Raw genomic sequence first — 12,267 nt, 5'->3', positions numbered from 1 at the left:
GACGTCCGAGTCAGACCGCGACGCCCACCCGCTCGAACACCACATCCCCGTCCACCACGGTCAGGTCCACCCCGACGCCCGGCAGCTCCACCGGCGCGAGCGTCAGGGGGTCCGCCTCCAGCACGCAGAGGTCGGCCGCCTTCCGCGGCTCGAGCGAGCCCTTCCACGGCTCCGCGCCGTCCTGCTTCGCCGGCACCGTCGTGTAAGCCCGCAGCAGGCCGCGCATCCGCTCGGCCTCGCCGCCCGGCTCGGGTGCGCCGAGCCACGCGTCCGCGTCCGCGATTCCCTGACGCCAGTCCGGCGCGAGGATGGGCGCGTCCGAACTGAGCGAGAGGTCCACCCCGGCCGCGCGGGCGGCCGCGAGCGGCCAGGCAGCGGCCGCCACCTCCTCGCCCAGCACGCCGGCGAGCCACGGAGCCGTCTTCACGGCGATGCCGGGCTGCACGTTCAACCCCATCCCGAGCGCGGCCATCCGCTGCAGGGCCTGCGGGGTCACCAGGTCGCCGTGGATGATGTAGTGCCGCAGCTCCATCCGGCTCTCGGCCAGCGCCGCCTCCACCGCGTCCACGACGCTGTCGATCGTGCGGTCGCCCGTGGCGTGCACACCGACCTGCAGGCCGAGCCGATTGGCCTCCCCGATCATGCCGGCGAGTGCCGCCGTCTGTTCGTCGAGGTCGAGCCCGTCGATGAGCAGCCCGCCGTGAGCGCCGTCCGGGTAGCGGTGCCTGGTCCAGGCCTGGTGCATCGGCGGGATGCCGTCCGCGAAGATCTTGATGCCCGCCACGCGCAGCCAGGTGGGCCGGTCGGTCTCCCTGCGCAGGTCGCGGACCCCGTCCACCACGTCGCGCAGCGCGCTCGGCCCGTCGAGCACGCCGAACAGTGCGAGCACGTTCACGCGCGCGGTGAGCGCCCGCTCGGCCTCCAGCTCCACATAGGCGTCGAAGACGTCCTGGCCGAAGCATCCCGTCGCTCCCGTGTTCTCGCCCGGCCCCAGGCCCGGCTCGGTGTAGCTCGTGATGCCGAGGGAGGCGATGAGCTCGCCCGCGCGCAGGATCGCCGCCCGGCGCTCCGCGTGCGAGGTCAGCAGCGGCGCCGAGTGGGAGGTGTCGTGCGGGTCGCCGTGGGCCGCAGCGCCGTCGCCGTCGCCGTCGCCGTCGGCGAGAGGCTGCGGCGCCTGCTCGCCCGCAGCTGCGTCGTCGCCGCCGCCGCCGAAGACGGTGCGGGGCCACATCGCCCCGAGCCAGGTCGCGTGCAGGTGCGAGTCGTTGACGCCGGGGATCACGGCGCGGCCATCGAGGTCGACGACGCGCGTGCGCCGGCCGATCGTGGCCTCCACCTGCGCATCGCTGCCGACCTTGAGGATGCGGCCGTGCCGCACCGCGATCGCCTGGGCGGTGGTGTCGTCCCCGTCGAGGGTGTGGACGACGCCGCCGCGCAGGACGAGGTCGGCGCTGGGATCGGGTGCTGTCTGCACGGGGTCCTCCTGTTCTCCGGTCGACCTCGCTATTTTGGTCAACGTATGTAGAATAACCCACGGCGACGCTTTCGCACCCCGCGAGCCGCCCCGACGATCTGGAGTCTCGATGACGATTCCCAGCACCATCCCCGTCTCCACGCGCGCCGCCGTGCTCACCGAGCACGGACGGCCCCTGGAACTGCAGGAGCTCCCGCTCCCCACCGAGATCGAGCCGGGCGCGGCGCTGGTCCGCATCGCCTGCACCACGCTGTGCGGCACCGACATCGAGATCTGGTCGGGGAAGATGACGTTCCCCGGGATGCTGCCGATGGTCCTCGGCCACGAGATGGTGGGCGAGGTGGTCGCCGTGGGCGACGGCACCGCGGACGCGCTGGGCCGCCCGCTCTCCCCCGGCGACCGCATCGGCTGGTCGGAGTCCACCTGCGGCGAGTGCTACGGCTGCACCGTGCTGCGCGAGCCCGTGCACTGCTCGAAGCGCGGCTACGGCTTCCTGCAGCGCTCGGACGTGCCTCCCTACGCCACGGCCGGGCTCGCCGACTATGCGTACGTGACGCCGGGAGCCGCGAAGCTGCTGCTGCCCGCCGAGGTCAAGGACAGCTGGGCGTCGATGGCCGGATGCGCGGCCAAGACCGTGCTCCGCGCCTTCCAGCGCGCCGGCGGCGTCCGCCCCGGATCGCGGGTGGTCGTGCAGGGCTCCGGTGCCCTGGGCATCTTCGCCACCGCGGTCGCCCACCTCTCCGGCGCGGGCGCCGTGATCACCGTCGGCGCCCCCGCCGACCGGCTCGCGATGGCGCAGCGCTTCGGCGCAGACGCGGTCGTGGACATCGCCGGCGGTTCCGAGCAGACCGTGCGGCGCGTGCTCGACCTCACCGAGGGGCACGGAGCCGACCTCGTGCTCGACTTCGCCGGAGCGCCGAGCGTCGGCCCCGAGGCACTCGCCATGGCGGCCCAGCGCGGCACCGTCGTCATCGTCGGCTCGACGGGGCCGGCCGGGGACACCGTGGCGCTCAGCACGATCATGGGCAAGGAGCTGACGGTGGTCGGCTCGCTCAACGGCGACATCTCCGACTACTACCGCGCGATCGAGTTCTTCCGCGACTTCGCCGGACGGATGCCGTGGGACGAGCTGTTCAGCCCACCCGTCGGCCTCGCCGAAGCCTCGGAGAAGGTCGTGACCATGGCCTCCCTCGGTGAGATCAAGGCCGTCATCGACCCGCGCATCGGCTGAGGCTGCGCGTCCGCGCAGGAAGGAACGACATGACCACCCGCATCCCCGCCCGCCCGCTCGGCTCCTCCGGCATCCAGACCAGCGTCCTGGCGCTCGGCTCCTGGCACACCTACGACCGGATGGACTTCGCCGACGCCGTCGAGATGGTCGCGTACGCGGTCGAGCACGGCATCACCCTGTTCGACGTCGGCGTCTACGGCTTCCGCGGCATGCAGCCGCCGGTCTTCACCGACGTGCTGTTCTCCGCGATCGTCCGCGCCGCCGGCATCGACCGTTCCGACTACCTGCTCTCGGAGAAACTGTGGCTCGAGGGCTACGGCGACGGCGGCTTCCGTCCGCAGCTGGAGCACGCGCTCTTCCGCGTCGGCTCCGAGTACGCGGACCTCGTCATCCTCGGCGACCTGCGTCGGGACGACCTCGACCTGCGTGACCTCGTCCTCGACCTGGCGGGTCTCGCCGAGGCCGGGCTCATCCGCACCTGGGGCGTCAACAACTGGTCGGCGGCGAACATCGAGGCACTGCTCGACATCGCAGAGGCCGAGGGCGTGCCCGGACCGCAGGTGGCGCAGCTCAAGTACAGCGTCGCCCGGCGCTCCATCCCGGACGGCGCCCCGTTCGCCCGGCTCTGGGAGCGCGGCCTCGTCATGCAGGCCTCCGACGTGATGGAGGGCGGCATCCTCGCCGGGAACGTCCAGCCCGGCCGCGAGGTCGGCCGCGACCCCGGCTCGATCCGGGAGCGGATCGTCGCCGACGTGCCCGCGTTCGCCGCCGTCGCCGAGGAGTTCGGGACGACCCCCGCACAACTCGCGGTCGCGTTCAGCCTCACCCACCCCGCGACCGCGACCACCCTGTTCGGCGCGAGCCGCCTGGAGCAGGTGCGCAGCAACCTCGATGCGGTCGCGCTGGTCGACCGCATCGGAGCCGAGACCATCCGCGACCGCGTCGCACCGTTCTGGGCCGACAAGGACGTCGTCGACCCCGCCGGCCCGTGACGTCATCCCACCGTCAGAAGGAGCGACCATGATCCCCGTCCCGTTCGACCCCGAGATCGCGCCTGTGCTGGAGGCGATGGCCGCCGACCCGCAGCCGCCGCTCAGCCGGGAGACCCTGCCGCAGAGCCGCGAGGGCGCCGCCACGTTCTTCCCGAGCGCCGCCGAAGTCATCGGTGACCTCGCGATCGACGCCGAGGACCGCGTCATCCCCGGCCCGGCCGGCGCGCCCGACCTGGAGGTGACCATCCTCACCCCGCGCGGCCACAGCCTGGACGCGCCTGCGCTTCCGGTGCTCTACAACATCCACGGCGGCGGCATGATCGTCGGCCACCGCAGTTGGGAGACCGCGCGGCTCGTCGAGCTGGTCGCCGAGCTCGGAGTGATCGCCGTGAACGTCGAGTACCGGCTCGCGCCGGAGAACCCCTACCCCGCCGGCGTCGAGGACTGCTACGCGGGCCTGGTCTGGCTGGCGGAGAACGCGACGTCGATCGGAGCCGACCCTGAGCGCATCGTGGTGATGGGCGGCAGCGCGGGCGGTGGCTTCTCCGCGGCCGTCGCGCTGCTCGCCCGTGACCGCGGCGGCCCCGCCATCGCCGGTCAGCTGCTGCTGTGCCCGATGATCGACAACACCAACTCGACCGTCTCCAGCCACCAGTACGCGGGACTCGGGACGTGGACCAGGGAGGCGAACCTGCTCGCGTGGGAGTGCGTGCTCGGCGAGGAGCTCGCATTCAGCTCGGACGCGCCCGCGTACGCGGCGCCGTCACGCGCGACCGACCTGTCCGGGCTGCCGCACGCCTACATCGAGGTCGGTGCCGCGGAGCCGTTCCGTGACGAGGACATCGAGTTCGCCTCCCGGATCTGGGCGGTCGGCGGCGAGGCCGAGCTGCACGTCTGGTCGGGCGGCTTCCACGGCTTCGACATGTACGCACCGGCGAGCGAGGTGACGCGCGCCGCCCTGGCGGCACGGTTCTCGTGGTTGCGCCGCGTCCTCCGGTTGAACCCGTGACCGACACGACCCCGCGGCCGGTGCCGTACGACCGCGAGCTGGAGCCAGGGCTCGCGGCGTTCCTCGACCTCGTCGAGCGCATCCCGCTGCGCGAGCACACCATCCTGGAGAACCGGGCGCACTTCGCGACGATCATCCCGCCGATCCGGGACCAGGTCGCCGGGCTCCCCGTCAGCTGGGAGGATCGGGTGATCCCCGGCCCGGCCGGCGCTCCGGACGTGGCCGTGACGATCATCCGGCCGACCGGGGCGCGACCGGGCGGCGACGCCGACGCCGGTGCTCCGGGCGTCCTCAGCATCCACGGCGGCGGACAGGTGCTCGGCACCCGGTTCTTCGGCACCGGCGAACTGATCGAATTCGCGGTGCGCTACGGGATGGTCGGTGTGGCGGTCGAGTACCGGCTGTTCCCCGAGGCGGTGGCCGACGGCGTCCCCGGCACCGCCTCCGGCGAGGACTGCTACGCAGCGCTGGTGTGGTTCGCCGAGCACGTGGCAGAGCTCGGCGTCGACCCCGCGCGCATCCTGGTCTCCGGGGCGAGCGCGGGCGGCGGCCTCTCGGCCTCGGTCGCGCTGATGGCACGGGACCGCGGCGGTCCCCGCCTCGCCGGGCAGCTGCTCAACACCCCGATGCTCGACGACCGCAACGAGACCGTCTCCAGTCGTCAGTACGACGGTTTCGGCGCATGGGATCGCAACAACAACGACACCGCCTGGGACGCCATCCTGGGAAGCGTGCGCGGCAGCGACGCGGTCTCGCCGTACGCCGCGCCGGCTCGCGCCGCCGACCTTTCGGGGCTGCCTCCCGCCTACATCGAGGTGGGCTCCGCCGAGGTGTTCCGCGACGAATCCGTCGACTACGCGACGCGGATCTGGGCGACGGGAGGCGAGGCGGAGCTGCACGTGTGGAGCGGCGCGTACCACGGCTTCTCCGGCTTCTCGCCGGACGCGATCGTCTCCCGGGCGGCGCTCGACGCGCGCGACAGCTGGGTGCGGCGCGTGCTCCGGCTGCCGTGAGCGTCGCCGCGGCGACGCCGCTGATGAGCGTGCGGCGCAGCATCCTGGTGCTCGGGCTGCTGGAGGCGTTCGGCCCGCTGTCGATGGATCTCTACCTTCCGCAGCTGCCCCAGCTGGCGTCGTCGCTGGGCACGAGCGACGCGCTGGCGCAGGCGACGATGTCGGTCTGCATGGTCGGCCTCGGCGTCGGGCAGCTCGTGGCCGGTCCGCTCTCTGACCGCTTCGGGCGCCGACGGCCGCTGCTGGTCGGCGTCTCGCTGTTCACCCTGTTCTCGCTCGCTTGCGTGCTGGCGCCGACCATCCAGGTTCTCCTCGTCGCCCGGCTGCTGCAGGGGCTCGCCGGGTCCGCAGGACTCGTCATCACCATGGCCGTCGCCCGCGACATGTACAGTGGCGCCGACCTGTCCCGGATGCTCAGCCTGCTCGCGCTGGTGAGCGCGTCCGCGCCGATCGTCGCGCCGGTGGCCGGCGGGGCGCTCGCACTGGTGCTCGACTGGCGCGGGATATTCGCAATGCTCACCGGGATCGGCGCGGCGCTGTTCGTGCTCGCCTTCACCGGGCTGCGTGAGACGCTGCCGCTGCCGGATCGGCACCGCGGCGGGATGCGCACCATCGGCGTCCACCTGCGCTCGCTCGCGCGCGACCCGCTCTTCGTGCTCGTGCTGCTGGCGGCAGCGGCGGGAGGCGCCGCGTTCTTCGCCTACCTGTCCATGTCCAGCTTCGTGCTGCAGGACCAGTTCGGCCTGAGCCCGCAGGCGTTCAGCCTGTTCTTCGCGGTCAACGCACTGGCGAACCTGCTGGGCGCGCAGCTCAGCCGGGTGCTGGTGCGCAGGCTCGGACCCGCGCGGATGTATCTCGCCGGTCAGCTCGCGACCTGCTTCGCGGCGGCGCTGCTGCCGGACTCCGTGCTGCTCGGCTGGGGCTTGCCCGGCATCCTGGCGACGCTGCCGCTGTTCCTGTTCTCGGCGGGCGTCGGCGGCCCGAACGGCACGACGCTCGCGCTCGGCGCGCACGCCGCCCGGGCCGGGACGGCGGCCGCGCTGCTCGGCACGGTGACGTTCACCGTCGGCCCGCTGGTCGGTCCGCTCGCTGCGCTCGGCGGCGCCTCCGCCCACGCCATGGCCGTCACGATCGCGGCCGCCTCGGCCGCGGCCGCCCTCGTCGCCGCCCTCGCCTACCTCCGCGCCCGCGCCCTCGGTCCCTCCACATAGCAACCGCCGAGTACGCAGATTCTCTGCGTACTCGGCGGTTTTCGGGCGACCTTCTTCGTACTCGCGGGTCGGCGGTTACTCGGCCAGGAGGGCGAGGGTGTCGACGACGCGGTTGGAGAAGCCCCACTCGTTGTCGTACCAGGCGACGACCTTGACGTGCTTGCCGTCGACGCGGGTCAGCGCGGAGTCGAAGATCGAGCTGGCCGGATTGCCGGTGATGTCGGAGGACACCAGCGCGTCCTCGGAGTACTCGAGCACGCCCGCGAGCTTCCCCTCGGCGGCGGCGCGGTACGCGGCCAGCACGTCCTCGCGGGTCACCTCACGGGAGACGGTCGTGTTCAGCTCGACGATCGAACCGACGGGGACGGGCACGCGGATGGAGTCGCCGGAGAGCTTGCCGTCGAGGTTCGGCAGCACCAGGCCGATCGCCTTCGCGGCGCCGGTCGTGGTCGGAACGATGTTGACCGCGGCGGCACGCGCACGGCGCGGGTCGCGGTGCGGGCCGTCCTGCAGGTTCTGCTCCTGCGTGTAGGCGTGCACGGTGGTCATGAATCCGTGCTCGATGCCGGCCAGCTCGTCCAGCACGGCGGCCAGCGGCGCGAGCGCATTGGTGGTGCAGGACGCGTTGGAGACGATGGTGTGCACGGCGGGGTCGTACGCGTCGGTGTTGACGCCGTAGGCCAGGGTGACGTCGGCGCCGTCGGCGGGCGCGCTCACGAGCACCTTCTTCGCGCCGGCCTCGATGTGAGCGCGGGCGGCGGTCGCCGAGGTGAACCGGCCGGTGGACTCGAGAACGATGTCAACGCCGAGCTCGGCCCAGGGCAGCTGCGCGGGCTCGCGCTCGGCCAGGACCTTGATGCGGCGGCCGTCGACGACGAGCTCGTCGCCCTCGGCGGAGACAGGCCGGCCGAGGCGTCCGGCGGTGGAGTCGAAGGCGAGGAGCTTGGCCAGGGCGGCCGGCTCGGTGAGGTCGTTCACGGCGACGACCTCGAGGGTGGTGTCGCGCTCGAGCAGGGCGCGGAGCACGTTGCGTCCGATGCGGCCGAATCCGTTGATGGCGATGCGGGTCATGGGGGTGGTGGTCCTTTCGTTCCCCCTCAGCGTCTCTCCGCGCGTCTCGGCACGACAGCGGCAGGAACGACACGGTTCGAAAGCATCACGCCACGCAGTCCACGGTCACTCGGGGTCGCCCGCGAACGTCCTGCGGTACTCGCTCGGCGTCGTCCCGAGGATGCGCTGGAAGTGCAGCCGCAGGTTCGCCCCGGTGCCGAGACCGGCGTCCGCGGCGATCTGCTCGACGCTGCGCTCGGAGCGCTCCAGGAGCTCCCTGGCGAGGTCGATCCGCGCGCGCATCACCCACTGCATCGGCGTGTAGCCGGTGTCCTCGACGAACCGGCGGGAGAAGGTCCTCGGCGACACCGCCGCGCGACGGGCGAGCACCTCCAGGGTCAGCGGTTCGCCCAGCCGGTGCAGCGCCCACTCCCGCACCTCGGCGAACCGTTCGCCGAGCGGCTCCGGCACGCTGCGCGGAACATACTGCGCCTGGCCGCCGCTGCGGTAGGGTGCGGCGACGAGCCGGCGGGCCGCGTGGTTGGCCGCGGCGATGCCGAGGTCGCCGCGCAGGATGTGCAGGCACAGGTCGATGCCGCTCGCCGCGCCCGCGGAGGTGAGCACGTCGCCCTCGTCGACGAACAGCACGTTCTCGTCGACCCGGATCAGCGGGTGCTTCGCGGCGAGGGCCCTGGTGTAATGCCAGTGCGTCGTCGCCCGCTTGCCGTCGAGAAGGCCGGTCGCGGCGAGGGCGAACGCGCCCGTCGAGATCGCGGCGAGCCGGGCGCCGCGCTCGTGGGCGGCGAGCAGCGCATCCACCACCTCCGCCGGCGGGTCCTCGCGGTCGGGGTGGCGGTAGCCGGGAATGAAGACGATCTCGGCCCATTCGAGCGCCTCGAGGCCGGACGCCACGTGGTACGACAGGCCGTCGCCTCCGGTGACGAGCCCCGGCGCCGCGCCGCAGACCCGCACCTCGTACGGCATGCTCGCGCGCGTGGTGAACACCTGCGCCGGGATGCCGACATCGAGCGGCTTCGCGCCCTCCAGCACGAGGACGGCGACGCGGTGGAGACGCTCGGGCACCCCACAACGCTACTGCGTCCGCCGCCGGACCGGCGGACGGTAGGCGCCGCGCGCGTCAGGCGTCGGCGAGGATGAAACGCGCAGCCTGCTCGCCGATGATGACGCTCGGCGCGTTCGTGTTGCCGGTGGTCACCGTCGGCATCACCGACGCGTCCGCCACGCGGAGCCCGTCGACGCCGTGCACCCGCAGCCGCGGTGAGACCACCGCGTCCTCGCCGACGCCCATCGCGCAGGTGCCGACCTGGTGGTGGTACGTGATCGCGGTGCGGCGCACGTAGTCCTCCAGCCCCTCGTCGCCGATCTCGGGCCCGGGATGCACCTCGCTCGCGCCCCACGCGGCGAGCGCCGGCCGGGCGCCGATGCTGCGGCACTGGCGCACGGAGGCGACGAGGGAGGCGACGTCGTCCGGGTGGCCGAGCGCGTCCAGGTCGATGAGCAGCGGGTCGCGCGGTCCCGGGCCGGAGAGTCGCACGCTTCCCCGCGCCTTCGGCGAGACGATTCCCGCCATCAGCGAGAACCCGTCCGCCGGTCCCGTCATGCCGTCCTGGTACATCGGGACGGAGAAGTGGATGGGCTGGGTGTCCGGCACCGCGAGCTCCGGCTCGCTCTTCCAGAACAGGTGCGACTGCGTCACCGAGACGCCCTCGCGCGGCGGGCCGACCGGACGCTCGGTGCCGAAGATGACCGGCGAGAGCAGGTGGTCGTGCAGGTTGCGGCCGACGCCCGGCAGGTCGGCGACCGGCTCGATGCCGAGCTCGCGCAGCTCGTCCGCCGGGCCGATTCCGCTGCGCAACAGGATGCGCGGGGAGTCGATCGCGCCCGCGGACAGCACGACCTCATCCGCCCGCAGCTGCTGCAGCACGCCGTCCTGCTCGAACTCGACGCCGACGACCCGCGGTCCTCCGTCGACACCGCGTTCGATCAGCAGTCGGTGCACCCAGCATCCCGTCCGCACGTCCACCCGGTCGCGCACCGGCTTCAGGTACGCCATGTAGGTGTTCCAGCGCCTGCCGTCGCGCAGCGTGATCTGCTGCTGCGACACGCCGTCGAGGTGGTCGCCGTTGTAGTCGGGGTTCCGCTCCAGTCCCTCCTGAACGGCCGCCTCGATGATGGACTCCTGGATGGGGTCGAGCGGGTAGTCGTCGGTGACCGACAGCATCCCCTCCGCCTCCTCGAACAGCGCGCGCACGTCGTCCCAGGCCCAGCCGTCGTTGCCGCGCTCGGCCCAGCCGTCGTAGTCCGCCGGTGCGCAGCGCACCCAGATCATGGCGTTCAGCGCGTGCGAGCCGCCGAGCACCTTGCCGCGCGGCAGGTGCAGCCGGCGCCCGGCCGCGTGCTCCTGCGGCACGGTGAAGTAGTCCCAGTCGTCCGGACTGTGCCAGAGCTCGCCCATCCGCGACGGGTCGTGGATGGCCGGGTTGCGGTCCTCGCCGCCCGCCTCCAGCACGGTCACCGTGTGCCCAGCGTCGGCAAGCCTCCTGGCCACGACGCTTCCGGCAGAGCCGGCGCCGATCACGATGACGTCCATGGGGGTCCTCCTCGTCGAGAGCTGTGGTCACCTGCGAGGCTGGCACGGCCCGGAGCCCGCGCGGAACGCTCGCGCGCGCGACGTTCCCGCATCGTCAACGGCCATGCCCTGCCGGTCAAGACAGCCCGAGCCGCCGCTTTGGACACTGGTCACGTCCCACCCAACGGTCCCGCAGACCACAGGCAAGCGAAGGAGCACCCCGTGGCCACCAAGTTGTTCATCGACGGCGAGTGGGCGGAGGCGTCGGGCGGCGCCATCGCCACCATCGACCCCGCCACCGAGCAGGTCATCGAGGAGGTCGGCACCGCGACCGCCGCGGATGTGGACGCCGCCGTCGCGGCCGCCCGCGCCGCCCTCGGCCGGGCCGACTGGCCCGGGCTGCTCCCCGTCCAGCGCGCCGCGCTGCTGTTCCGGCTCGCCGACCTCATCGAGAAGCACGCGGACGAGCTGGCCGCGCTGGAGACCCGCGACCAGGGCCAGCCGATCGGCATCTCGCGCATGGTCAGTGTCGGCGGCGCCGCGGAGCATTTCCGCTACTACGCCGGCTGGGTCACCAAGATCCAGGGCACCGTGAACCCCGTCTCCTTCCCCGACACGCTGCACTACACGCGCCGGGAGCCGGTGGGCGTCAACGCCCTGATCACCCCGTGGAACTTCCCGCTGATGATCCTCGCCTGGAAGCTCGCCCCTGCGCTCGCGACCGGCAACACCGTGATCATCAAGCCGAGCGAGGTCACCCCGCTCACCAGCATCCGGCTCGTCGAGCTGTGCCGCGAGGCGGGCATCCCGGACGGCGTCGTGAACCTGGTGACCGGCGACGGCTCGACCGGCGCGCTGCTGGCGGGGCACATGGATGTGGACCACCTCTCGTACACCGGCTCCACCGCGGTCGGCAAGATCATCACACACGCGGCCGCCGACTCCAACCTCAAGCGGCTCACCCTCGAGCTGGGCGGCAAGGCGCCGTCGATCATCGCGGCGGACGCGGACATCGACGCCGCCGTCGCCGGGAACATCCAGGGCAGCATCCTGAACTCCGGTCAGGTCTGCGCGGCCTACACCCGGTTCTACGTGGACAAGAAGCGCGAGGCGGAGTTCGTCGACAAGCTCGCGGGCGGCGTCTCCGGCCTGCGCCTCGGCAACGGCCTCGAGGAGGGCACCGACCTCGGCCCGCTCGTCTCGGCCAAGCACCTCGGTCACGTGGAGCGGCTGGTAGAGGCGGGCCGCCGGCAGGGTGCGGAGGTCGTCACCGGCGGCGCACGCGCCGACCGCGACGGCTACTTCTTCACCCCGACCGTGTTCGCCGGCGTGACCGACGAGATGACGATCATGCACGACGAGATCTTCGGCCCTGTGCTCTCGATCACCTCGTACGAGGACACGGACGAGCTGGATGCGATCATCGCCCGGGCCAACGACACCGAGTACGGCCTGGCGGCGACGGTGTGGACGAAGGACATCGCGACCTCTCAGCGGCTCGCGAACGGCATCCGGGCCGGCGCGGTGTTCGTGAACATGCCCTCCATCCCCGACATGGCGGCGCCCTGGGGCGGCTACAAGGCGAGCGGCTGGGGCCGCGAGATGGGCCCGTGGGCGATCGACGCCTACACCGAGACGAAGTCGGTCTGGCTGCACTACTGACCCGCCGCGCAGCGGGCACCGAGGGGCACGTTGTC

At 72.5% G+C, this 12,267-nt stretch carries 10 protein-coding genes; 6 read left to right on the top strand and 4 right to left on the bottom strand.

What is annotated here, in order from left to right:
- Nucleotides 1–10: 10 nt before the first annotated feature.
- Entirely contained in the window at nt 11–1,474 is a 1,464-nt protein-coding gene (locus AAME72_RS13475) for an amidohydrolase family protein (protein WP_348787066.1), read from the bottom strand.
- Between the two features lie 109 nt (nt 1,475–1,583).
- Here AAME72_RS13475 and AAME72_RS13470 point away from each other — a divergent pair, with 109 nt between their 5' ends.
- The 5 genes from AAME72_RS13470 to AAME72_RS13450 are packed head-to-tail and all read left to right on the top strand — an operon-like array spanning nt 1,584 to nt 6,930.
- A complete protein-coding gene (locus AAME72_RS13470) occupies nt 1,584–2,705 on the top strand; it encodes a zinc-binding dehydrogenase (protein WP_348787065.1) in 1,122 nt (373 codons plus the stop codon).
- Nucleotides 2,706–2,734: 29 nt separating this feature from the next.
- Nucleotides 2,735–3,697, top strand: a complete 963-nt coding sequence (locus AAME72_RS13465) for an aldo/keto reductase (protein WP_348787064.1) — start codon at nt 2,735–2,737, stop codon at nt 3,695–3,697.
- Between the two features lie 28 nt (nt 3,698–3,725).
- On the top strand, nt 3,726–4,706 hold the full coding sequence (locus AAME72_RS13460; protein ID WP_348787063.1) for an alpha/beta hydrolase: 981 nt from the start codon (nt 3,726–3,728) through the stop codon (nt 4,704–4,706).
- Nucleotides 4,703–5,719, top strand: a complete 1,017-nt coding sequence (locus AAME72_RS13455) for an alpha/beta hydrolase (RefSeq protein WP_348787062.1) — start codon at nt 4,703–4,705, stop codon at nt 5,717–5,719. The genes AAME72_RS13460 and AAME72_RS13455 overlap by 4 nt, the downstream gene beginning before the upstream one ends.
- Nucleotides 5,716–6,930 carry a multidrug effflux MFS transporter gene (locus tag AAME72_RS13450; RefSeq protein WP_348787061.1) on the top strand — a complete coding sequence of 405 codons (1,215 nt, stop codon included), beginning with the start codon at nt 5,716–5,718 and terminating at the stop codon, nt 6,928–6,930. Before AAME72_RS13455 ends, AAME72_RS13450 begins: the two co-directional genes overlap by 4 nt.
- A 75-nt stretch (nt 6,931–7,005) precedes the next feature.
- Here the strand turns inward: AAME72_RS13450 and gap are convergent, their stop codons facing one another.
- From gap to AAME72_RS13435, 3 genes are all read right to left on the bottom strand, one after another.
- Complete coding sequence (gap, locus tag AAME72_RS13445; RefSeq protein WP_348787060.1) at nt 7,006–8,001, bottom strand: type I glyceraldehyde-3-phosphate dehydrogenase; 996 nt, start codon at nt 7,999–8,001, stop codon at nt 7,006–7,008.
- A gap of 105 nt (nt 8,002–8,106) precedes the next feature.
- Nucleotides 8,107–9,063: a helix-turn-helix domain-containing protein gene (locus AAME72_RS13440; protein ID WP_348787059.1), complete on the bottom strand. Its 957-nt coding sequence runs from the start codon at nt 9,061–9,063 to the stop codon at nt 8,107–8,109.
- 55 nt (nt 9,064–9,118) lie between these two features.
- The gene (locus tag AAME72_RS13435; RefSeq protein WP_348787058.1) at nt 9,119–10,591 is read right to left on the bottom strand and encodes an FAD-dependent oxidoreductase; all 1,473 of its coding nucleotides are present in this window, start codon (nt 10,589–10,591) and stop codon (nt 9,119–9,121) included.
- 201 nt (nt 10,592–10,792) lie between these two features.
- Between AAME72_RS13435 and AAME72_RS13430 the strand changes: the two genes are divergently transcribed.
- Complete coding sequence (locus tag AAME72_RS13430; RefSeq protein ID WP_348787057.1) at nt 10,793–12,232, top strand: aldehyde dehydrogenase family protein; 1,440 nt, start codon at nt 10,793–10,795, stop codon at nt 12,230–12,232.
- Nucleotides 12,233–12,267: the final 35 nt, after the last annotated feature.

Source organism: Leifsonia sp. NPDC080035 (genome assembly GCF_040050925.1).
Classification (GTDB): domain Bacteria; phylum Actinomycetota; class Actinomycetes; order Actinomycetales; family Microbacteriaceae; genus Leifsonia.
The sequence above is the reverse complement of the archived record's forward strand: the minus strand, read 5'-3'. Positions and strand labels throughout refer to the sequence as shown.

Excerpts from the sequence above, each read along its gene's own strand:
- AAME72_RS13435 (WP_348787058.1), bottom strand. The coding sequence starts at position 10,591 with ATGGACGTCATCGTGATCGGCGCCGGCTCTGCCGGAAGCGTCGTGGCC.
- AAME72_RS13460 (WP_348787063.1), top strand. The coding sequence starts at position 3,726 with ATGATCCCCGTCCCGTTCGACCCCGAGATCGCGCCTGTGCTGGAGGCG.
- AAME72_RS13465 (WP_348787064.1), top strand. The coding sequence starts at position 2,735 with ATGACCACCCGCATCCCCGCCCGCCCGCTCGGCTCCTCCGGCATCCAG.
- AAME72_RS13470 (WP_348787065.1), top strand. The coding sequence starts at position 1,584 with ATGACGATTCCCAGCACCATCCCCGTCTCCACGCGCGCCGCCGTGCTC.
- gap (WP_348787060.1), bottom strand. The coding sequence starts at position 8,001 with ATGACCCGCATCGCCATCAACGGATTCGGCCGCATCGGACGCAACGTG.